This is a genomic window from Caballeronia sp. GAWG2-1 (genome assembly GCF_023631405.1).
Classification (GTDB): domain Bacteria; phylum Pseudomonadota; class Gammaproteobacteria; order Burkholderiales; family Burkholderiaceae; genus Caballeronia.
Genome location: NZ_JALQDD010000027.1, coordinates 364,794 through 386,352, shown reverse-complemented (window position 1 = coordinate 386,352; position 21,559 = coordinate 364,794). Strand labels below are relative to the sequence as shown.

Genomic DNA, 21,559 nt, shown 5'->3' with positions numbered 1-21,559 from the left:
TTTCGTGCTTCCGTTGTTCAACTCTACGTATCTTTTGCCAGTGGGGGTGTCGGATGTCCAAATCCTCTAAGTCGGGTTCCGACGATCAGGCCGCAATGGCGGCGCTCAGTCCGTTCGAACTGAAGGACGAACTCATCAAGGCGGCCGGCGGCGGCGCGGTCGAGCGTCCCGCCAATTTGTCGATGCTCAACGCGGGTCGCGGCAATCCGAACTTTCTCGCGACGATTCCGCGTCACGGTTTCTGGCAACTGGGCCTCTTCGCCATGCGCGAATCCGAGCGCTCGTTCGCCTATATGCCCGAAGGCGTGGGCGGCTTTCCGAAGCACGAAGGCCTTGAAGAACGCTTCGAGATCTTCGCGCGCGACCACAAGGGAACGCCCGGCATCAGCTTTCTGGTGGGCGCGGTGTCTTACGTGCGCGACCAGCTTGGACTGAACGCAGCCGACTTTCTCTACGAGATGTGCGAAGGCATTCTCGCTTCGAACTATCCCGTGCCCGACCGCATGCTGAAACTGTCGGAGGTCATCGTCGGGCAATATCTGCGGCGCGAGATGATCGGCAAGCACCCGTTCGTCGGCGACTTCGACATCTTCGCGGTCGAAGGCGGCACGGCGGCGATGACCTATATCTTCAACACGATGCGCGAGAACTTCCTGATCAAGGAAGGCGACACGATCGCGCTCGGCACGCCGATCTTCACGCCGTACATCGAGATCCCGCGCCTGAACGATTACAAGCTCAACGTCGTGAATCTCGAGGCCACGGTTGAAAACGGCTGGCAATATTCGAAGCAGGAACTCGACAAGCTGCGCGACCCGAAGGTGAAGGCGTTCTTCCTCGTCAATCCGAGCAATCCGCCATCGGTAAAGATGGATGCCGAGAGTCTCGAATATATCGCGGAGATCGTTAAGGAACGGCCGGACCTGATTCTCCTGACCGACGATGTCTACGGCACCTTTGCGGACGACTTCGTCTCGCTCTTTGCGCTGTGTCCGAAAAACACGATCCTCGTATATTCCTATTCGAAATATTTTGGCGCGACGGGTTGGCGGCTCGGGACCATCGCGACGCATCGGCATAATATTTTCGACGATCAGCTCGCCGCGCTGCCGAAAGACCAGCGAGCCATCCTGCATGAACGCTACGAATCCATCACGACGGAGCCGGACAAGCTGAAGTTCATCGACCGACTGGTCGCCGACAGCCGCACGGTCGCGCTGAATCACACGGCGGGGCTATCCACGCCGCAGCAAGTGCAGATGGTGCTGTTCTCGCTCTTCTCGCTGATGGACACGCCCGACGCCTACAAGAGCGCGCTCAAACGGTTGATTCGCAATCGCAAACGCGCGTTGTATCGGGAAATCGGCATCGCGCTCGAAGACGAGGACGAAAATCAGGTCGATTACTACGCGATCCTCGACCTCGAATACATGGGCGAGAAGTCGCACGGCCGCGAATTCGTCGACTGGGTGCTCAAGAACACCAAGCCTTCGGACTTGCTCTTCCAGCTGGCGAGGGAAGCGCGCGTCGTGTTGCTGCCAGGACGCGGCTTCGGCACGCAGCATCCTTCGGGACGCGTGTCGCTTGCGAATCTCAACGAGAGCGACTACATGCAGATTGGCCGCGCCATCCGCAAGCTGATGGACTCGTATGTCGAGCGCTTCAACAAGGAGACGGGCAAGAAGAGCAAGTAGGCGCACGCATGATGCGACAAGGGCCGCTCGTTCGACCGAGCGGCCCTTTTTTGCGCCTTGTTTTACCGTAACGGGCAGCGCTTAGAACTTGTGACGCACGCCCAGGCGGAACGCGAGCTGGTTGTTCGAACCCGTGCCCGACGTACCGAAGTAGCTCGTCGACGAACCGATCTGCGCCTGATTCTCGACGCCGCGATTCGAACCCGAAGCACGCTGATAGATGCCGAGCGCGTACACGTCCGTGCGCTTGCTCAACGCGTAGTCGAAGCTCGCATCGATCTGATGCCAGTGACCTTCCACGCCATCGGTCACGTCCATGTAGGTGTAGCCGAGCGCCGCCGTGATCGCGGACGTGAAGGCGTACTTGCCGCCGATGTCGAACGCATTGAGCTTCGAACTCGCGCCGGTGATCGGTTCGAAGCGCGTGTTGGTCCAGAGGCCGAACACGGTCGCGGCGCCGAATGCATAGTTCGCGCCGATGCCGAACGTGCGCAGGTCCTTCGTGCCGCCAGTCGCGAGGTTCGCGAGCGCCGTGCTGAACGCGGGCGTCGCCGCGCCCGGATAGTGGATGTCGGTATAAGCCGCGCCCACGCCGACTGGACCGGCCTTGTAATTCACACCGAAGCTGTAGGCACGCGACGAACCGGCGGTGGTCACGCCGCCCGCGGTCGTCGTCGGTGTGCCCGCAAAGGCGCCTGCCTGATTCGAGAAGCCGTACATCGCGCCGAACGTCACGCCATAAAAGCTCGCGCTGCTGAACTTGACCGAGTTGTTGATGCGGCTCGACGTGAGTTGATCGACGTCGTTGATGTGATAGCCATAGTTGCCCGCGACGGTCTGGCCGCCGATGGAGTAGGCCGAGCCGAGGTAATCGGTCGAGAACGTGTACTGACGGCCGAGCGTGACCGAGCCAATGTCGTTCTTCGCGAGACCGACATACGCCTGGCGGCCGAATTCCGCGCCGCCCTGGCCGAGCGCGCCGGTGCCGCTGTTGAAGCCGTTTTCCAACGTGAAGATCGCCTTCAGGCCGCCACCGAGGTCTTCGGCGCCTTTCAGGCCCCATCGGCTGCCCTGGGCCACGCCGTCGTCGTACTTGAAGTTGTGATCGCTGCCGCCAGTGACGGCGCTGTGGTTCACGTAGCTGACGCCTGCGTCGATGATGCCGTACAGCGTGACGCTGCTCTGCGCATGAGCGGAAGTGGCGAAGGCGAAGGCGGCGAGGGCGGCGAGGGCGGCGGTTGCCAGAAGGTTCTTCTTCAAAACGTGCTCCGGGATGAGTTCGCGGGTGTGGTGTGTGATCGTGCGTGTTCGTCGATGTCGCGCTGCGTTCTGCTGACGCTCGGTGCAACGGGCGCAAATGTAGCGGCCGCTGACTAAAGAAATATGACAGCGCTTTCGGATGGCTTGCGGTGTGTCGCGGCTGCAACAGCGCTAGCGCGGCGACGGCGTTTCATGCGTGCGTCCGCTTGCGCGAGACGCGCGGTATTCTCACGACTCCGCCCCATGACGGCCAAGCGAGAAACAAAATGGACGAACACGGAATCCGCGAACTGGAAGAACGCCTGAAGCAGGCGATGATAGCGTCGGACGTGACTGCGCTTGACGCGCTCCTGGCCGACGACCTGACTTTCGTCGATGCCACCGGAAAGATATGGAGCAAGGCCGATGACCTGAACGGGCATCGCCATGGCATGCAGCGCATCGACAAGCTGGAGGTGGTGGAGCAAAGCGTGCGCGTGTACGGCGCGTTTGCCGTGACCGTCACGCGCGTTGCGCTCGCCGGGACATTCGGCGGCGCGCCGTTCGCGGGCAGCTTGCGCTACACGCGAACGTGGGGCGAGACCGCGAACGGCTGGCGCATCGTCGCGGCGCAGTGCGGGCTCATTCCGTTCTGTCGTTCAAGACTCAGGCGGACAACAGCGACCCCGTGCGATAAGCCTTCGCTCCCGCGATGCGCGCCACTTCCAGCCCGGCGGTCGCAAAGCGCGTGATATGCCGCGCGTACAAAACGCCGGAGGTCGTGCACTTGAGCGTGGTGATGGTATCGGCGAGCGGGTCGATCACATCGGCGATGGCCGAGCCCGCCTCGATGAACGCGCCCACTTGCGCACGGAACACGAGAATGCCGCTCGCAGGCGCGACGATGGGCTCCGCGCCCGCGAGCGGCGTGGCCGGATACGCGAGCGGCGGCAGCGGCACTTGCGGCGCATCGATCACGCCGCGATGAATCAGATAATTGACGATGCCCTGCGCGTCCTTATCGCCGAGTTCATGCGAGACGTCGTGCTGGCTGCGCAACTCGACCGTCACCGAGATGCCGCCGTTCGGAATAGGGAAACGCTCGCCGAAACGCGTACGCAAGTCGGACCAGCAGAAGCTGTGGATTTCGTCGAACGGGTTGCCGACCGAATTCAGCGCGAGCAGGGACGCCTTTGCATCGAGATAGCGCGCGAGCGGTTCGACATCGGCCCAGATATCCGGGTTCGTGTAGAGATGCAGCGCGGCGTCGAGATCGCAGTGCAGGTCGAGCACGACATCGGCGTCGTACGAGAGCTTTTGCAGCGCTAGACGTTGCGATTCGAGTTCGGTGTGCGCCGTTTGCTCGTCGAGCGCTTCCTTCATCGCGGCGCGCACGGCGAGCAGGTTCGCCTGACTGTCGCCGGAAAGGCGCGCTTCGATGCGCGGCGCGATCAACGCGGCCAAATCGTGAAAATTGCGGTTGAAGTTGTGGCCGCTATTGGCTTCGAAACGGCCGAGCAGTTGGCCGTGCAAGATCTGATTCAGCCCGATGGGATTCGGCACCGGCACGATCACCACTTCGCCTTTGAGCTTGCCGTCGGCTTCGAAAGCGGCGAGCAGGCGGCGCAATTTCCACGCGGCGAGCATGCCGGGCAATTCGTCCGCGTGCAGCGAGGACTGAATGTAGATTTTCTGACCGCCGCCCGAGCCGTAGTGATAACTCGTGATGGTGCGGGAAGTGCCGAGCGTCGGCGAAATAAGTTGATGAGTCTTGGTTTGCATGATGTGCGCGCGCATGCGAGTGCGCGGTCTTGTCTCGAATGATGTTTATGGCGGGCCAGCGTGCACGGGCGAGATTGCCGCGTGCCATGGCGATGGCGTCTCCTGTCGACCGGAATGAGCGCTGATGGTGCTTGCCGCGCCCGGTTCCGGTTCCATGCGAGATTGCTGCCGTCGGCTTTGCCTCGGACGTTCGATCTTAGCCGAAATCCGCGCGGCGGCGCGTCGGGACGTTTGCGGAGTTGCGCGGAAGGCCAAAGCGGGCACGGAAGAGCGCACCGTTGCTGCGACAAAAGCAGACTCAGCAAAAGCGACCTGCCAGGCGCCAAAAACAAAGCGGGCTCCGCAAAAAAACGCGGAGCCCGCTTCGTAGCCCACTCGAGCGAAGGCCGGTGTGACCGGCGCTTCGCCCGAAGGCATGACTTAGCTGCCGTACACGTCGAAGTCGAAGTACTTCTTCTCGATCTTCTTGTACGTGCCGTCCTTGATGATGTCGGCAATTGCCTTGTCGACTTGCGTCTTGAGGTCGGTGTCTTCCTTGCGCATGCCGATGCCCGCGCCTTCGCCCAGCACCTTCTTGTCGACGATATCCTTGCCCGCGAAGTCATAGCCAGCACCGCGCGGCGTCTTCAGGAAGCCGATTTCCGCCTGCACGGCGTCTTGCAGGGCGGCGTCCAGACGGCCCGAAGTCAGATCGGCGTAGACCTGATCCTGGTTCTGGTACGGCGTCACCGTCACGCCCTTCGGCGCCCAGTAGGTCTTGGCGTAGGTTTCCTGGATCGTGCCTTGTTCCACACCCACGGTCTTGCCCTTCAGGCTTTCGGCCGTCGGCAGGATGTTGCTGCCCTTCTTCGCGACAAGACGCGTCGGCGTGTTGAACAGCTTGCTCGAAAAAGCGATCTGCTCGGCGCGTTGCGGCGTCATGGACATCGACGAGAGCACGCCGTCGAACTTCTTCGCCTTGAGGGCGGGGATCATGCCGTCGAAATCGTTCTCCACCCATACGCACTTGGCCTTCAGGCGCGCGCAGATCTCGTTGCCGAGATCGATATCGAAACCGGTCAGCTTGCCATCCGAACCCTTCGATTCGAACGGGGGATAGCTTGCGTCGACGCCAAAGCGAATCGTCGAATAGTCCTTGGCGTGCGCGGTGACGGCGGTGAGCGACGTGGCGGCAAGGAGGGACATCGTCAGGGCCGCGATCAGTTTCTTCACTGTTATTACTCCAGATGGTGGTCGGTTCATCCCGGCAGGTCTCGTATCCGGGCATCCGGCGCCGTAATTGGCGACGCCGGACCTTTGGGTCTTCCGCGGATCGTGTCCGGGCAGAATCGGCAGAAGGGTACCAAGCCAAAATTGTCAGGCATCTAGTGAAAGCACCGATAGCGGCGATTTAGAACTTTCCTTCACATGATTTAGCAAGTGGTTTTGTCTGAATTCTACCGACTTCCTTGCTGATTACTTTCTCAATGCTTGCGAAGCGGATGGTCCTTGAGAAACCACGACAGCGCAAAAGCGATGCACGCAATACAAGCCGCGACCAGATAAACCGTGTGCATGGAGCCGGCGAACGCGCTCAGATAATCGTCATGCAACGCGGCCGGCAGATTCGCCACCGCGAGCGGCCCGAGCGAACGCGGCATCTCCGTGCCGGCCGGAATCAGCGTTTCGAGCCGGCCGCGCAGGCTTCCCGAGAAAATCGCGCCGAAAGCGGCCACGCCGACCGAGCCGCCGATCGAGCGAAAGAGCGTCGCGCTGGAGGTGGCCACGCCGATCATCCGGAATTCGACCACGTTCTGCACCGCCAGCACGAGCACCTGCATCACCATGCCGAGCCCGAGGCCGAGCAGCAGCATGTAGCCGTACATGACCGGCAGCGGCGTGTCGAGGCGCAGCGTGGACAGCAGCACCATGGCGAGCGTGACGAGCCCCGTGCCCGCGATCGGGAAAAACCGGTACTTCCCGATCTTGCTGATGACCCGGCCGCTCACGATGGAAGAAAGCAGCACGCCGGCCATCATCGGCGTGATCTGCAGACCGGCCTGCGACGGCGTGGAGCCCTTGACCACTTGCAAATAGAGCGGCAGGAACGTGACCGCGCCGAACAGCGCGCAGCCGACAATGAAACCGATCAGCCCGGCCAGCACGAAGGTGGGTTCCTTGAAGAGCGAGAGCGGCATGATGGGCTCGGCGGCGAGCCGTTCCTCATAGACGAATCCGCCGATGCAGATCAAGCCGAGCGCGAGCGTGCACCACAGTTGCGGTGAACTCCACGGCAAGAGCGCGCCGCCTTCGCTGGTGAACAGGATGATGCAGGTGAGCGCGGCGGCTAGAAAGCCCGCACCCATATAGTCCACGCGATGGTTCACGTGCGCCGTATGCGGCTTGAATACGGTCTGGATGACGGCGAGCGCGATCACGCCGAGCGGCACGTTGATGTAGAAAATCCAGCGCCACGACAGATGCTCGACCAGAAAGCCGCCAAGCAGCGGCCCGACGACCGTGGCAAGGCCATACACACCGCCGAAAAGCCCCTGGAAGCGACCGCGTTCGGCGGGTGGTATGACATCGGCGATGGCGGCCATGGTGACCACCATCAGCCCGCCGCCGCCGAGCCCCTGCAACGCGCGCAGCGCGATCAATTGCGTCATGTTCTGCGCGACGCCGCAGAGGATAGACCCGGCAAGGAATATCAGGATGGATGCCTGAAGCATGACCTTGCGTCCGAACTGATCGCCGAATTTGCCGTAAAGCGGCACGACGATGGTCGAACTGAGCAGATAGGACGTGACGACCCACGACAAGCGTTCGAGTCCGCCGAGTTCGCCGACGATGGTCGGGAGCGCTGTCGACACGATGGTTTGATCGAGCGCACCGAGCAGCATGACGAGCAAAAGCGCCGTGAAGAGCAGGCCGAGCGGCGGTTTTGCGGCTTCGTCGACGCCTGCAGGAGCGGTTCGGTGTAAAGATGTCATATCGACCTGTACTTGCGTAGGGACGCCTTTGGCGTCGTGAAAAGCGCTTCAATCCGGTTCTCAGCGCTGCCCGCCGAAAACGGATTGAATTTAATTAACATGAAAGTTAATATAAACGATCATCGAAGGCCCGTCAAACCATCTCTATGTCAAACGATGTAATCGGAGCCGAGTTGCCCGGCGAATCAGGCGAGGTTCAACTGAAGAAAGCGGGGCGGCGGCCGGGCCGTCCGAGCGGCGGTCACAGCGCCGAGGCGCGGGCGCACTTGCTGGATACGGCGCTGATGTTGTTTGCGCGGCAGGGCATCGGCGAAACGACGCTCGGGGCGATTGCCCGCGAGGCCGGCGTAACGCCCGCAATGGTCCATTACTATTTCAAGACGCGCGAGCAGCTACTCGATGTGTTGATCGACGAACGCTTCGCGCCGTTGCGCTCGGAACTGGGACGCGTATTCAACGATCCCTCGGCCGAGCCCGCCGACACCTTGCGCGCCTTCGTGGAGGCGCTGGTCGCGACGGTGGACAAGCATCCGTGGTTCGCGGCGCTGTGGGTACGCGAAGTCATCAGCGAAGGTGGCGTGCTGCGTCAGCGCATGGCAGAACGCTTCGGCGACGAGCGCAAGGATTTGGCCATCGAGCGCATCGCCGGATGGCAGAAAGCGGGCAAGGTAAATCCGGCGCTGGAGCCATCGCTCGTGTTCGTATCGTTGTTCGGACTCGCGGTGTTTCCGCTTGCGACATCACGCTGGCGCGGCCAGGGCGCAGGCGCGATCAGCAAGGAGCAGATCGCGCGGCATGCGGTGGCGTTGTTGATGGATGGGATTCGGGCTGACTGATACGCCCCTCGCAGCTAAAATGCGGCCCTCGTCCCGCGCGCCGAAGACCACCCCTTCGCGCGGGACGCCACATCCGCAAAAGAACCGTCCGGTCGACAGGAGACATATCAATGGCAACTTCCCCCGCGGCGGGCGCACAGCGCACATCGGCCGCTGCGTCCGCGTCCGCGCCACCCGAAATCACCGCCGGGCTCATTTCCGCGCGTCTCGACCGGCTGCCGGCCACGCGCACCATCTGGACTTTCATCGCGCTCCTGAGTCTCGGCTTCTTCTTCGAGCTCTACGACTTGCTGTACTCCGGTTACGTCGCGCCAGGGCTGGTAAAGAGCGGCATCCTCACGCCAACGACAGCGAGTTTCTTCGGTTTCACAGGCGTGGCGAGCTTTATTGCGTCGCTGTTCGCGGGGCTGTTCATCGGCACGGTGGCGTGCGGTTTTCTCGCCGACCGTTTCGGCCGCCGCGCGATCTTCACGTATTCGCTGCTCTGGTACACCGTCGCGAATCTCATCATGGCGTTTCAGGACACCGCGACCGGCCTCAACTTCTGGCGCTTCATCGCCGGCGTGGGAATCGGCGTGGAACTGGTGACGATCGGCACGTATATCTCCGAACTCGCGCCGAAGTACATCCGTGGACGCGCTTTTGCCTGCGAGCAGGCAGTCGGTTTCATGGCGGTGCCGGTGGTCGCGTTCCTCGCTTATCTGCTGGTGCCGCGCGCGCCGTTCGGCTTCGACGGATGGCGCTGGGTCGTCGTGATCGGTGCGCATGGCGCGCTCTTCGTCTGGTGGATTCGCCGCACGCTGCCCGAAAGTCCGCGTTGGCTCGCGCAAAAGGGCCGCCTCGCCGAAGCGGATCGCGTAATGTCGGCGCTCGAAGCCAAAGTGGAACGCGAATACGGCCGGCCGTTGCCGCCGCCCGCCGCGCCCGAGCCGGTGCTCGACGCCGCGCAGGGCGCAGGCTCGTTCGCCGATATGTGGAAGCCGCCCTACGGCCGCCGCGCCACGATGATGATCATCTTCAACGTGTTCCAGACAGTCGGTTTCTACGGCTTCGCCAACTGGGTGCCGGCCTTGCTCGTGAAGCAGGGCGTCACGGTCACGTCGAGCCTCATGTATTCGAGCATCATCGCGATCGCGGCGCCCATCGGGCCGATCATCGGGCTTTTGATTGCCGACCGCATCGAGCGCAAGACGGCCATCGTCGCCATGGCGGGCGCGAATATCGTCTGCGGGCTGCTGTTCAGCCAGTCGTCGGACGCCATCTTCCTGATCGCGATGGGCGTCGGGCTCACGCTGTCGTCGAACATCATGTCGTACAGCTTCCACGCGTATCAGACCGAGTTGTTCCCGACCAGCATCCGCGCGCGCGCCGTCGGCTTCGTCTATTCGTGGAGCCGGTTTTCGGCGATTTTCACGTCATTCATCATCGCGGCCGTGCTCAAGGGCTTCGGGACGACCGGCGTGTTCGTGTTCATCGCGGGCGCCATGCTCGTCGTGATGGCGGCGATCGGCCTCATGGGACCGCGTACGCGCGACATGGCGCTCGAAAAAATCTCGCATTGACGTGAATTGAGCAGCGATTGCTGCGGATTGTCGGCCGGTATGCCAAAATCCGCAGAACGTACCCGATCGTCGCTCAATTTTCGAATATGTCCGACACGCTCACTCCGGTAGAAGCAGATCATGCGATGCGTAATTGGACGTATCGATCGTCAGGAAAGATTCGGATTGGCTCGGATCAGCATCTGCGGATGTTCTGCGAGATGTTGCTGACGACGCACAATCCGTACAAACCGGCCGTGATCGAATGGCCGAAGCTGGCCCCGGCGGCGCTCAAGCGCGTGACGTCGCTGCCCATCTGGGACATCGCGGTGCAGACGGAAGGGCGCGCCTCCATTCGCGTGGCGACTTACGCGGCGGCGGTTCACGATCCGCATTTGCGCGAAGCCTTGCGCGTGAACGGCGGGGAAGAAGCGCGCCACAAGCTCGTACTCTCGAAACTCGTCGAAGCCTATGGCATCGAGCTCGCGCCCGAGCCGCCGTATCCCGCACCGGACGACGCATTGCGCGCGTGGATGCTCACGGGCTACAGCGAGTGCATCGACAGTTTCTTTGCGTTCGGCTTGTTCGAGGCGGCGCGCCAGTCAGGCTATTTTCCCGAAGCGCTCGTCGAAACCTTCGAGCCGGTGATTCAGGAAGAAGCGCGTCACATTCTGTTTTTTGCCAACTGGGTGGCGTGGTATCGGCGCAGTCTGCCGTGGTATCGCAAGCCTGGTTTCCTGCTCAAAACCGCGAGCGTCTGGATTTCGCTGATTCGCGACCGCATTTCGCTCGCACGAGGTTTCGACACGAGCGGCGCGGCGCAAGATGCCAACTTCCCGGCCAACGTCGGCGATTCCGTGGCGGGCAATGTCTCCGTCGCTTCGTTGATCGACCTGTGTCTCGCGGAAAACGCGCGTCGCATGAGCGGTTACGACGCGCGGCTCTTGCGCCCGACCACCGTGCCGATGCTCGCGCGTCTCGCGCGCCGCTTCGTCAAGTAAGCGGCTTCTCTTCGCTCGATGCCGCTTTGTAGCGGCGCGATGCGTCTTCGACATCCTGTCGAAACTGCGCTAGCGCCGCCGTTTTCGCATCGGCGGGTTGCAGCGCGGCCCACAGCACTTCCACCAGTTCATTCGCCGTCGTCTCGATCTGAGTCTGACTCAGGCGGCGTTTTGCAAGCGTGGCGTCCCACAACACGTGTTCCATCGGCCCGAAAACGAGCGAGCGCAAAAGACGCAGCGGAACGTCGCCGCGGACGTGGCCAAGCGTCTGTCCGCGCGCGAGCACGTCCATGAGCGGCGCGGTGTAGCGGCGCTGCAATTCGGTGAGCGTGTCCGACAGATCGTGCTGGCGCGTGCGGCCTTCCGAGAGCACGAGCGCGCACAGACCGGTGCCGTTCATCAGCATCAACCGCAAATGCGTTCTCACGATGAACGCGAACTGCTGGCGCACCGAGCCGTCGCGCGGCATGCCGGTCTCGAAGGCATCGATGATTTCGTCGTACCAGTCCGCGATCACGCGGGCGCACAATTCCCGCTTGCCGCTGAAATAGCTGAACACCGTGGCTTCCGAAATGCCGGCGCGCTGCGCGATTTCCGCGCTGGTGGCGCCGTCGTAGCCTTTCTCGGCGAAGACCTCGCGGCCGGCCTGGAGGATTTCGCGCACGCGTTGTTGCGATTTGACGCCCGACGGCGTGCGGCGGTTGGAAGCGGTGCTTTGCGTGGACATGGCGGTAGCGGAAGAGCGTGCGCAAGAAATGTGAGCGTAGCTCAAAAACCTATTGACGGAAAGACGAATAGAGGATGAAATTGGCCCATTCTGCGGCGCTCCATATGCTGTGAGTGAAACTCAAACGCGACGCGCCGAAACATTGCATCTGGAGGAGACACCCCATGAGCACCGTGCCGGGCCTGAACTTCGCGCTGGGCGAAGACATCGATATGTTGCGCGACACGCTTCAGCATTTCGCGTCGAAGGAAATCGCGCCGCGCGCCGCCGAAATCGACCGCACCGACCAGTTCCCAATGGACCTCTGGAAGAAATTCGGCGACATGGGCGTGCTCGGCATGACGGTATCCGAGGAATACGGCGGCGCGAATCTCGGCTACACCGCGCACATGGTCGCGATGGAAGAAATCTCGCGGGCGTCGGCATCGGTCGGGCTGTCGTATGGCGCGCATTCGAACCTCTGCGTGAACCAGATTCATCGCAACGGCACGGAAGAACAGAAGCGCAAGTATCTGCCGAAGCTCGTTTCCGGCGAACACGTCGGCGCGCTTGCCATGAGCGAGCCGAACGCCGGATCGGATGTCGTCAGCATGAAGCTGCGCGCGGACGAGAAGGGCGACCATTACGTGCTCAACGGCACCAAGATGTGGATCACCAACGGCCCGGATTGCGACACGCTCGTCGTCTACGCGAAGACGGATATCGAAGCGGGCGCGCGGGGCATCACGGCTTTTATCGTCGAGAAGGGCATGAAGGGCTTCTCGGTCGCTCAGAAACTGGACAAGCTCGGCATGCGCGGCTCGCATACGGGCGAACTCGTGTTCGAGAACGTGGAAGTGCCGAAGGAAAACATTCTCGGCGCATTGAACGGCGGCACGAAGGTGCTGATGAGCGGTCTCGACTACGAGCGCGCCGTGCTCGCGGGCGGGCCGACCGGCATCATGCTCGCCTGCATGGATGCGGTCGTGCCGTATATCCATGACCGCAAGCAGTTCGGGCAAGCCATCGGCGAATTCCAACTGATTCAAGGCAAGGTCGCGGATCTCTATACGACGCTGCAAGCGTGCCGCGCATATCTCTTCGCGGTGGGCCGCCAGCTCGATACGCTCGGCTCGGGCCACGTGCGCCAGGTGCGCAAGGACTGCGCGGGCGTGATTCTCTACACGGCCGAAAAAGCCACGTGGATGGCCGGCGAAGCCATCCAGATTCTTGGCGGCAACGGCTACATCAACGAGTATCCGGTGGGACGCCTGTGGCGCGATGCCAAGCTCTATGAAATCGGTGCGGGCACGAGCGAGATTCGCCGCATGCTGATCGGTCGCGAACTGTTCGCCGAGACGGCTTGAGGCGCGTCATGGCGATCATCGAATCGAAACTGAACCCGCGCAGCGAAGATTTTCGGACCAACGCCGCCGCGCTCGAAGCGCTCGTCGCGGATCTCAAGGCAAAAGTCGCGAAGCTCGCGGAAGGCGGCGGTCAAGCCGCGCGTGACCGGCACGTGTCGCGCAACAAGCTCTTGCCGCGCGACCGCATTGCGCAACTGCTCGATCCGGGCACGCCGTTTCTCGAACTCTCGCAGCTCGCGGCCTACGGCATGTACAACGACGACGCGCCGGGCGCGGGCATCATCACGGGCATCGGGCGCATTGCGGGACAGGAGTGCGTGATCGTCTGCAACGACGCAACCGTGAAAGGCGGCACGTACTATCCGGTGACGGTGAAGAAGCATCTGCGCGCGCAGGAAATTGCCGAACAGAACCGCCTGCCGTGCGTCTATCTCGTCGATTCGGGCGGCGCGAACCTGCCGAATCAGGACGACGTGTTCCCCGACCGCGATCACTTCGGCCGCATCTTCTACAATCAGGCGAACATGTCGGCGGCGGGTATCGCGCAAATCGCGGTGGTCATGGGCTCGTGCACGGCGGGCGGCGCTTATGTTCCGGCGATGAGCGACGAGTCGATCATCGTGAAGGATCAGGGCACGATTTTTCTGGGCGGCCCGCCGCTCGTCAAGGCCGCGACCGGCGAGGAAGTCAGCGCCGAGGATCTCGGCGGCGGCGACGTGCACACGCGTCTTTCCGGCGTCGTCGACCATCTCGCGCAGAACGACGCGCATGCGCTCGGCATCGCGCGCAGTATCGTCGGCAATCTCAATCGCGTGAAGACGCCGCCGCTCGCGCTCAAGGAACCGCTGCCGCCGCGCCATGAAGCGCAGAGCCTTTACGGCGTGATTCCGGTCGATACCCGCAAGCCTTTCGACGTGCGCGAAGTGATCGCGCGCATCGTCGACGATTCCGCTTTCGACGAATTCAAGGCGCGCTACGGCACGACGCTCGTCACCGGCTTCGCGCATATCTGGGGGCATCCGGTCGGCATCGTCGCGAACAACGGCATTCTGTTTTCCGAGTCGGCGTTGAAGGGCGCCCACTTCATCGAACTATGCTGCCAGCGCAAGATTCCACTCGTGTTCCTGCAGAACATCACGGGCTTCATGGTCGGGCGCAAGTACGAAAACGAAGGCATCGCGCGTAACGGCGCGAAGATGGTGACGGCCGTGGCCACGGCAAAGGTGCCGAAGTTCACGGTGATCATCGGCGGTTCGTTCGGCGCGGGCAATTACGGCATGTGCGGCCGCGCCTACTCGCCGCGTTTTCTGTGGATGTGGCCGAACGCGCGCATCTCGGTCATGGGCGGCGAACAGGCCGCGTCCGTGCTCGCAACCGTCAAGCGCGACGGCATCGAGAAGAAGGGCGGCGCGTGGTCGAAGGACGAAGAGGAAGCGTTCAAGGCGCCGATTCGCGATCAATACGAGGCGCAGGGTCATCCGTACTATGCAAGCGCGCGTCTTTGGGATGACGGCGTGATCGATCCGGCGCAAACGCGCGACGTGCTGGGCTTGGGCCTTGCCGCGACGATGAACGCGCCGATCGAAGACACGCGCTTCGGCGTATTCCGCATGTGACGACAGACGTCGGGACCCAGGCGCCCGACTCGCGTCTCGCACCTCAAGCTGATCCACGGATGTGAAGCCATGTTCAACAAGATTCTGATTGCAAATCGCGGCGAGATCGCCTGCCGTGTCGCGGCGACGGCGAAGCGCATGAATATCGGCAGCGTCGCCGTTTATTCGGACGCGGATGCCCAAGCGAAACACGTCGATGTCTGCGATCAAGCCGTGCACGTGGGCGGCGCGGCGGCATCCGAAAGCTATCTGCGCATGGAGCGAATTGTCGAGGCAGCGCTTTCGAGCGGCGCGCAAGCCGTGCATCCAGGCTACGGCTTTCTTTCCGAGAACGAAGACTTCGCCAATGCATGCGAGAAAGCGGGCATCGTCTTCATCGGGCCGCCGGTCGAAGCCATTCGCGCGATGGGTTCCAAGGCCGCGGCCAAGGCGCTCATGCAATCCGCGTCGGTGCCGCTCGTGCCCGGCTATCACGGCGACGATCAGGACGCCGCGCTCCTGCAACGCGAGGCGGATCGCATCGGCTATCCGGTGCTGCTGAAGGCAAGCGCGGGCGGCGGCGGCAAGGGCATGCGAGTCGTCGAAAAGAGCGAGGACTTCGCGGCCGCGCTCGCTTCATGCAAGCGCGAAGCGGCGTCGAGCTTCGGCAACGATCGCGTGCTGATCGAAAAATATTTGCTGCGCCCGCGTCACGTCGAAGTGCAAGTTTTCGCCGATACGCACGGCAACGCGGTCTATCTGTTCGATCGCGATTGCTCGGTGCAGCGTCGGCATCAGAAGGTGCTCGAAGAAGCGCCCGCGCCCGGTCTTTCCGATGCCACCCGACGCGCAATGGGCGAAGCCGCCGTGGCGGCGGCACGCGCGGTGAATTACGTCGGCGCGGGCACGGTCGAGTTCATCATGACGCAGGACGGCCAGTTCTACTTCATGGAGATGAATACGCGCTTGCAGGTCGAGCATCCGGTGACCGAGATGGTGACCGGGCTCGATCTGGTCGAATGGCAACTGCGCGTGGCGGCGGGCGAGCCTTTGCCACTGTTGCAAGACGCGCTGAAGGTGCACGGTCATGCCATCGAAGCGCGCATCTATGCGGAGAACCCGGCGCGCGGCTTTTTGCCATCGACGGGCACGCTCAAGCATCTCGCATTGCCGCAGGCGGTGAGTTTTTCGATCGATGGCGACGTGCGTATCGACAGCGGCGTGCGCGAAGGCGACGCCATCACGCCGTTTTACGACCCGATGATCGCGAAGCTGATCGTGCATGGCCGCGACCGTCGAGATGCGCTCGCCCGCATGGCACGGGCGCTGGCCGAATGCGAGATCGTCGGGTTGCATACGAACGTCCAATTCCTGCAACGTATCGTGAAAAGCGAGCCGTTTTCGCAAGGCGAGCTCGATACCGGTTTGATCGAGCGTCATCGCGACACCTTGTTCGCGCCGCCAACCGTACCGCGCAACAAGGCGCTCGCGCTTGCCTGCGCCGCGCTGCTTACGCGCGAAGGCGGCGAGGCGCACGGTCACTCGCCGTGGGACGCGCTCTCGCACTGGCGCATGGCGGGCGGTTATAGCCAGGACCTGAACTGGCGCGAGGTCGATCACGACGACATGCTCAAGGTCGTCTACACGAAAGACGGCGAGAAGCGGCTCGCGCTCGATGGCAAGAGCGCGCGCTTCGACTGGACGCATGGCGGCGCGACCGATTACACCGTGCAATTGGACGATAACCTGCTAAAAGGCACCGTCTTCACCGAAGGCGACATCTTCCACGTCTTTCTCGAAGGCGCGGAATTCCAGTTCGAATGGCAAAACCTGATGGCTCATGCGGGCGACGCCGAACACGAAGGCCGTCTCACCGCGCCGATGCCCGGCAAGGTCATCGCGGTATTGGTGGAGGCAGGCGCGATGGTGGCGAAGGGCGCGCCGCTCATCGTCATGGAAGCCATGAAGATGGAGCATACGATCGTCGCGCCCACGGCGGGAAAAATCGGCGAGATTCTCTTCGACGTCGGCGATCAGGTCGCCGACGGTTCGCAGTTGCTGGTGCTCGAAACGAGTTGAAGGAAGCTGGAAGCGCGTTACTTCCTGGGCCTGCCGAGTAACGTGTCCTGGCTCTCGGTGCGCACCAGAATCTCGACGCGCCGGTTTAGCGCGCGGCCCTGCGGCGTGTCGTTATTGGCGATGGGCCGCAGGTAAGCCATGCCCTTGGTCGTAATGCGCTCGGCCGGCACGCCGCGCGCGATCAACGCATTCGCAACGGCATTCGCGCGCGCCAGCGACAGTTCGCGGTTGTAGGCGAGCGAGCCTTCGTCGTCGGTATGGCCTTCGATCAGAACAGGCCGCATGCTGCGTTTGAGCACATCCGCGACGCGGTCCAGCACGGCGATGTTCTGCACGCGGATGCGCGCTTCGTCCCTATCGAAGAGCGGCGCGTCGGGCAGGCGCATCTCCACGCCGCCTTTGACCTGCAGCATGGTGATGCCGTATTGCGCGTTCAGCTTGTCTTCCTTCGTGCGGCTGAGGCCGCTCGAACAGCCTGAGAATAAACTCGCCAGCATCGCAAGCGACGCGCATGTTCCAACGGCCGACTGTAATGCTCTACCTGCCATCCGTGCTTTCCCTTCTCTTTAGAGAGGCTTTGATTATACGGAGCCCGAATCTTGCCGTTGTAAATAACATTTGCTGCTTGCCCGCAACTATGCGGAACGCTTTGTGCGAATCGAGCGCCAACCTAGACCCAACTGGGCGTCAACAGGGCGCCAACTTCGTCCGAACGTTCGACGCGCTTACAATGCGTGCGACCATTCAGGTTATCGATTCGAATTTCCGTCTTTCTTCCTGCGAGCTTTCACCGTCATGTCTACACCGCGATATCCGCGTAATCCAGAGCGCAGCAACGAGCATGATACGGACCCGGGCGCACGCATCAACAAGGTACAGCGGGCGGCGTCGGCGGCGCTTTACACGGTGCTCGTGCTGATTGCGCTCTATACGGCGCGCACGTTCATTCCGGCGGTGGTATGGGCTATCGTGATCGCCATTTCATTATGGCCGGCGCTGCACTGGCTAGAGCAGCGTCCGCTGTTCAGGCGGCACAATATCTTGCTCGCGGCGTTTCTTGCCACAGCGGTCGGGCTGCTCTTCGTGGTGCCGTTCGCCATCGTCGCCGCGCAGACCGCCAACGAAGCGAGCGACATGCTCCGCTGGTTCCACGACGTCTTGCGCACCGGTATTCCGATGCCCGCTTTCCTCGAGCATCTGCCAATGGGTTCGCAGCAGGTTTCGCACTGGTGGCAGGAGAATCTGGCGACACCGCTCGAATCTTCCCCTGCCGTGAAGCGTCTGCATAGCGCGACGGTCGTCGCGATGACGCGCCATTTCGGCGGACGCGTGGTGCATGCGCTCGTCATTTTCGGCTTCATGCTGATGACGCTGTTCTTCATGTTCCAGGCGGGCGCGCGGCTTGGCGAGCAACTGATCGCGGGATCGCGGCGCGCGTTTGGCGCGGACGGTGCGGCGCTCATCCGGCGCATGGCGGACTCCGTGCGCAGCACGGTGATCGGTCTCGTGGTGGTTGGCCTGGGCGAGGGCGCTTTGCTCGGTATCGCCTATGGCATCACGGGCGTGCCGCACGCCACCTTGCTCGGCATGCTGACCGCGGTCGCCGCTATGCTGCCGTTCTGCGCGCCGATCGTCTTCCTCGGCTCGGCGCTATGGCTGCTCGCGCAAGGCTCCGTGATTTCGGCTGCCAGCGTGGCGATCTTCGGGCTGATCGTGGTCTTCATCTCCGAGCATTTCGTGCGACCAGTGCTGATCGGCGGCTCCACGCGCCTGCCGTTTCTGCTCGTCTTGTTCGGCATTCTGGGCGGCGCGGAAACGTTCGGGCTGATCGGGCTTTTCATCGGCCCGGCATTGATGACGATTCTCGTCGTGCTATGGACGGACTGGGTGCGCGATTGAAGACGAAGTCGATGAAGCGCCGCGCGTGACGTAATTCAAATGCCCGCGCCGCGTTCCTGCACGCAGACCCAGGGCGATACCACCACGGCCCACAACTCGGGATCGCGCGCGGCGATATCGACGGCGGTCTGCGCCTGCAAGCGCTCGATGAGTCCGGCCGAGAGCCATTGCGTGACCTGCTGCGTGTCGTCGTTGGCGACAGCCTCGGCGACGCTCACTAGATCCAGGTCGCCCTTCACCCAAATCAGCGCGCCCTTTGCGAAGAAGCGTTCGAGTTCGGACCAGCCGATCTGCGCCGTTTCGGCAAGCAGCTTGGTGTAGAGCGGGCTGGGGCTTTGGTTGGAAGCGTCGGTCATAAAGGAAGCGATGGAAACGAAAAGGCGTCCGACACTATAGCGCAGTGCCGGACGCCTTCGTTTCGCCTTGAAGCGGACGTTTAGAGGTCGAAGAACACGGTCTCGTTCGGGCCGCGAAGATGAATGTCGAAGCGATAGATCGTGCCCGACACACCCGGCTTGCCCGTCGGTCCCGCTTCGCGCTTGGCGATCAGCGTATGGCGGCGCTCGGCCGGCACGGCGGCGAGCACGGCGTCGTTCGCGTTGGCTTCGGTTTCATCGTCGAAATAGATGCGCGTGTAGCTGTGCAGCAGCATGCCGCGCATTAGCACGATGACATCGAGATGCGGCGCGGCATCGTCGGCGGTCTTGCCGGGCTTCACCGTATCGACGATAAAACGCAGCTTCGGGTCCGTGCCCGTGCCGACGCGCGCGAATCCGCGAAAGCCCGACTCGCGCGCGGCTTCGGCGCTTTCCACGTAACGGCCGTTCGCGTCAGCCTGCGCGATTTCGATGAGCGCGTCGCCAATGGGCTTGCCTTCCGCGTCGTACACGTTGCCGACCACGGCGATATGCTCGCCCGGCACTTCACGATCCGCGGCCGATGCCGTGAACAGGCTCTTCAGATCGAAGTTGTATTGCTCGGGAACGAGGCCGTAGGCGAAGTACGGTCCGACGGTCTGCGATGGGGTTTGTTTGAGCGTGGTCATGTCGTTCACTCCGTCGGCGTCTGGTCCGGGCCGCGCAGCACGATATCGAATTCGTAGCCGAGCGCGTAGTTTTCCTGAGTCGTGTCGATCGAGAAGCGCGACACGAGGCGCTTTCTCGCCTGCTCGGGAATGCCTTGATAAATCGGATCGAGGTCGAGCAGCGGGTCGCCCGGGAAATACATCTGCGTGACGAGACGCGAGCCGAAGTAGTCGCCGAAGAGCGAGAAGTGAATGTGATTGGGGCGCCACGCGTTGGTGTGATTGCCCCACGGATACGCGCCCGGCTTGATCGTCATGAAGCGGTAGCGGCCTTCGTCGTCGGTCAGGCAGCGGCCCGCGCCGAGGAAGTTCGGGTCGAGCGGCGCGTCGTGCTGATCGGCCTTGTGGACATAGCGTCCGGCGGCGTTGGCCTGCCACACTTCCACGAGCGTGTTGCGCACCGGGCGGCCGTTGTCGTCCAGCACGCGGCCCGTCACGATGATGCGCTCGCCGAGCGGCTCGCCGTTCTTGGCGGCATTGCGCGTGAGGTCGTTATCGAGCGTGCCCAGGTCGTCCGCGCCATAGACGGGAACGCGGCGGTTGCGCAGATTTTCCTTCAGCGGGATGAGCGGCAGCGAAGGGCTGCGCAGCACGGATGACCGGTAGCCCGGCGACAGATACGGCGGGTGGGAATCCCAGTCGCGAGGCGTGAGAATAGGCGAAGTCATGACGACGTGTCTCCTGTTTTGTAGGGTGTCCGGGTTTTTCAATCGGATATTTCTGGCAACTACTTTATCGAATGCAGCGAGTTATGGAAAATGATGTTTCGTGTCTGCTTGCATAACGACTCGTCATGGATACCGACTTCACCAACACTCGCGTCAAGTTCCGCCACCTTCAGTGTTTTCTTGCCGTGACGCAGCTCGGCAGCGTGCAGCGCGCGGCCGACAGCCTGTCGATTACGCAGCCGGCCGTGTCGAAGACCATAGGGGAACTCGAATCCATTCTAGGCGTGCGCTTGTTCGAGCGTGGCAGGCGCGGCGCGGTTCCCACGCGCGAGGGCCGGCTCTTCGCGCCGCATGCGAGCGCGTGCGTGGCGTCGCTGCGCGAAGGCGTGGACATGCTGCTGCGCGAACGTGGCGATGTGCCGGGGACCATTTCCATCGGCGTATTGCCGACTGTCGCCACGGCCTTGCTGCCGCCCGCGCTCGCTGCTTTCCGGCAGCAATGGCCGGCCATTTCGCTTGCCGTTCGCACGGATTCGAACGCGCAACTGCTCGAACGGCTGAAGGCGGGCGACGTCGATCTGGTCGTTGGCCGGCTCTCTGAGCCGGAAGCCATGCACGAGCTTTCCTTCGAGCAGATCTATCGTGAACCGCTAGCGGTGATTGTCCGGCGCGAGCATCCGCTGACGTTCGAGGCGCCGCTCACGCCCGCGTTGCTTGCGCGTTTCGCGATCGTCGTGCCGCCATTCGGGACGTTGATTCGTCAGTCGGCTGAAAGCGTTCTGACAGCGTTCGGCGCGCATGCGCTGACCGCGTTGATCGAAACGCTGTCGGTTTCGCTTGGCCGCGCGCTCGCGTTGCACAATGACGCCGTGTGGTTCGTTCCGGCGGGCGCGGTCGCGCAGGACATCGCGCTCGGCTTGCTCGTTGCCTTGCCCATGCCCTTCGCCGGCACCGATGAGCCGATCGGCTTGATACGTCGCAACGACTCCGCGCGCACGCCCGTGGAAGATAGTCTGGTCGATGCCTTGCGCGAAGCGGGCCGTGCGCGCGCCGGGAACAAGTGACCGGTCGTGCGCCGCGGCGCGCACCTTGCTAG

The 21,559-nt window shown here is 62.6% G+C and carries 19 protein-coding genes; 10 read left to right on the top strand and 9 right to left on the bottom strand.

Annotated elements, in window-relative coordinates; genetic code table 11:
* Positions 1-53: 53 nt before the first annotated feature.
* Complete coding sequence (locus NCR98_RS18235; RefSeq protein ID WP_244829324.1) at positions 54-1,694, top strand: bifunctional aspartate transaminase/aspartate 4-decarboxylase; 1,641 nt, start codon at positions 54-56, stop codon at positions 1,692-1,694.
* Between the two features lie 81 nt (positions 1,695-1,775).
* Here NCR98_RS18235 and NCR98_RS18230 read toward each other — a convergent pair whose 3' ends face one another.
* Complete coding sequence (locus NCR98_RS18230) at positions 1,776-2,954, bottom strand: porin (RefSeq protein WP_250526868.1); 1,179 nt, start codon at positions 2,952-2,954, stop codon at positions 1,776-1,778.
* Between the two features lie 266 nt (positions 2,955-3,220).
* Here NCR98_RS18230 and NCR98_RS18225 point away from each other — a divergent pair, with 266 nt between their 5' ends.
* Positions 3,221-3,685 (top strand): nuclear transport factor 2 family protein, encoded by a 465-nt coding sequence (locus tag NCR98_RS18225; protein WP_250526867.1) that lies wholly within the window; start codon positions 3,221-3,223, stop codon positions 3,683-3,685.
* On the opposite strand, the gene NCR98_RS18220 is transcribed toward NCR98_RS18225, so the two are convergent.
* The 3 genes from NCR98_RS18220 to NCR98_RS18210 form a co-directional block, all read right to left on the bottom strand.
* The gene (locus NCR98_RS18220; RefSeq protein WP_250467383.1) at positions 3,600-4,715 is read right to left on the bottom strand and encodes a succinylglutamate desuccinylase/aspartoacylase family protein; all 1,116 of its coding nucleotides are present in this window, start codon (positions 4,713-4,715) and stop codon (positions 3,600-3,602) included. The genes NCR98_RS18225 and NCR98_RS18220 overlap by 86 nt on opposite strands.
* A gap of 420 nt (positions 4,716-5,135) precedes the next feature.
* Complete coding sequence (locus NCR98_RS18215) at positions 5,136-5,927, bottom strand: ABC transporter substrate-binding protein (RefSeq protein WP_250467382.1); 792 nt, start codon at positions 5,925-5,927, stop codon at positions 5,136-5,138.
* 251 nt (positions 5,928-6,178) lie between these two features.
* The gene (locus NCR98_RS18210) at positions 6,179-7,687 is read right to left on the bottom strand and encodes an MDR family MFS transporter (RefSeq protein ID WP_250526866.1); all 1,509 of its coding nucleotides are present in this window, start codon (positions 7,685-7,687) and stop codon (positions 6,179-6,181) included.
* A gap of 173 nt (positions 7,688-7,860) precedes the next feature.
* Here NCR98_RS18210 and NCR98_RS18205 point away from each other — a divergent pair, with 173 nt between their 5' ends.
* From NCR98_RS18205 to NCR98_RS18195, 3 genes are all read left to right on the top strand, one after another.
* Complete coding sequence (locus NCR98_RS18205) at positions 7,861-8,523, top strand: TetR/AcrR family transcriptional regulator (RefSeq protein WP_250526865.1); 663 nt, start codon at positions 7,861-7,863, stop codon at positions 8,521-8,523.
* 110 nt (positions 8,524-8,633) lie between these two features.
* Entirely contained in the window at positions 8,634-10,085 is a 1,452-nt protein-coding gene (locus NCR98_RS18200; RefSeq protein ID WP_250526864.1) for an MFS transporter, read from the top strand.
* A gap of 86 nt (positions 10,086-10,171) precedes the next feature.
* Positions 10,172-11,065 (top strand): ferritin-like domain-containing protein, encoded by an 894-nt coding sequence (locus tag NCR98_RS18195; protein ID WP_250526863.1) that lies wholly within the window; start codon positions 10,172-10,174, stop codon positions 11,063-11,065.
* Here NCR98_RS18195 and NCR98_RS18190 read toward each other — a convergent pair.
* Positions 11,058-11,792 carry a TetR/AcrR family transcriptional regulator gene (locus tag NCR98_RS18190; protein ID WP_250526862.1) on the bottom strand — a complete coding sequence of 245 codons (735 nt, stop codon included), beginning with the start codon at positions 11,790-11,792 and terminating at the stop codon, positions 11,058-11,060. The two genes, NCR98_RS18195 and NCR98_RS18190, sit on opposite strands and share 8 nt — an antisense overlap.
* A 164-nt stretch (positions 11,793-11,956) precedes the next feature.
* On the opposite strand from NCR98_RS18190, the gene NCR98_RS18185 reads away from it, so the two are divergent.
* The 3 genes from NCR98_RS18185 to NCR98_RS18175 all read left to right on the top strand — a co-directional run bounded on the left by NCR98_RS18185 (position 11,957) and on the right by NCR98_RS18175 (position 16,812).
* The gene (locus tag NCR98_RS18185) at positions 11,957-13,138 is read left to right on the top strand and encodes an isovaleryl-CoA dehydrogenase (RefSeq protein WP_244829334.1); all 1,182 of its coding nucleotides are present in this window, start codon (positions 11,957-11,959) and stop codon (positions 13,136-13,138) included.
* Positions 13,139-13,146: 8 nt separating this feature from the next.
* Entirely contained in the window at positions 13,147-14,754 is a 1,608-nt protein-coding gene (locus tag NCR98_RS18180) for a carboxyl transferase domain-containing protein (protein WP_250493592.1), read from the top strand.
* 69 nt (positions 14,755-14,823) lie between these two features.
* Complete coding sequence (locus tag NCR98_RS18175) at positions 14,824-16,812, top strand: acetyl-CoA carboxylase biotin carboxylase subunit (protein ID WP_250526861.1); 1,989 nt, start codon at positions 14,824-14,826, stop codon at positions 16,810-16,812.
* A gap of 17 nt (positions 16,813-16,829) precedes the next feature.
* Here NCR98_RS18175 and NCR98_RS18170 read toward each other — a convergent pair whose 3' ends face one another.
* Positions 16,830-17,360 carry an OmpA family protein gene (locus NCR98_RS18170; RefSeq protein WP_244829337.1) on the bottom strand — a complete coding sequence of 177 codons (531 nt, stop codon included), beginning with the start codon at positions 17,358-17,360 and terminating at the stop codon, positions 16,830-16,832.
* A gap of 247 nt (positions 17,361-17,607) precedes the next feature.
* Here NCR98_RS18170 and NCR98_RS18165 point away from each other — a divergent pair, with 247 nt between their 5' ends.
* On the top strand, positions 17,608-18,711 hold the full coding sequence (locus NCR98_RS18165; protein ID WP_250526860.1) for an AI-2E family transporter: 1,104 nt from the start codon (positions 17,608-17,610) through the stop codon (positions 18,709-18,711).
* 35 nt (positions 18,712-18,746) lie between these two features.
* Here the strand turns inward: NCR98_RS18165 and NCR98_RS18160 are convergent, their stop codons facing one another.
* The 3 genes from NCR98_RS18160 to pcaH all read right to left on the bottom strand — a co-directional run bounded on the left by NCR98_RS18160 (position 18,747) and on the right by pcaH (position 20,463).
* Positions 18,747-19,067 carry a DUF2288 domain-containing protein gene (locus NCR98_RS18160; protein WP_244829339.1) on the bottom strand — a complete coding sequence of 107 codons (321 nt, stop codon included), beginning with the start codon at positions 19,065-19,067 and terminating at the stop codon, positions 18,747-18,749.
* Positions 19,068-19,147: 80 nt separating this feature from the next.
* Entirely contained in the window at positions 19,148-19,756 is a 609-nt protein-coding gene (pcaG, locus tag NCR98_RS18155) for a protocatechuate 3,4-dioxygenase subunit alpha (protein ID WP_250467372.1), read from the bottom strand.
* Positions 19,757-19,761: 5 nt separating this feature from the next.
* On the bottom strand, positions 19,762-20,463 hold the full coding sequence (gene pcaH, locus NCR98_RS18150) for a protocatechuate 3,4-dioxygenase subunit beta (protein ID WP_244829341.1): 702 nt from the start codon (positions 20,461-20,463) through the stop codon (positions 19,762-19,764).
* 125 nt (positions 20,464-20,588) lie between these two features.
* Between pcaH and pcaQ the strand changes: the two genes are divergently transcribed.
* Positions 20,589-21,527 (top strand): pca operon transcription factor PcaQ, encoded by a 939-nt coding sequence (gene pcaQ, locus NCR98_RS18145; RefSeq protein WP_250526859.1) that lies wholly within the window; start codon positions 20,589-20,591, stop codon positions 21,525-21,527.
* Positions 21,528-21,559: the final 32 nt, after the last annotated feature.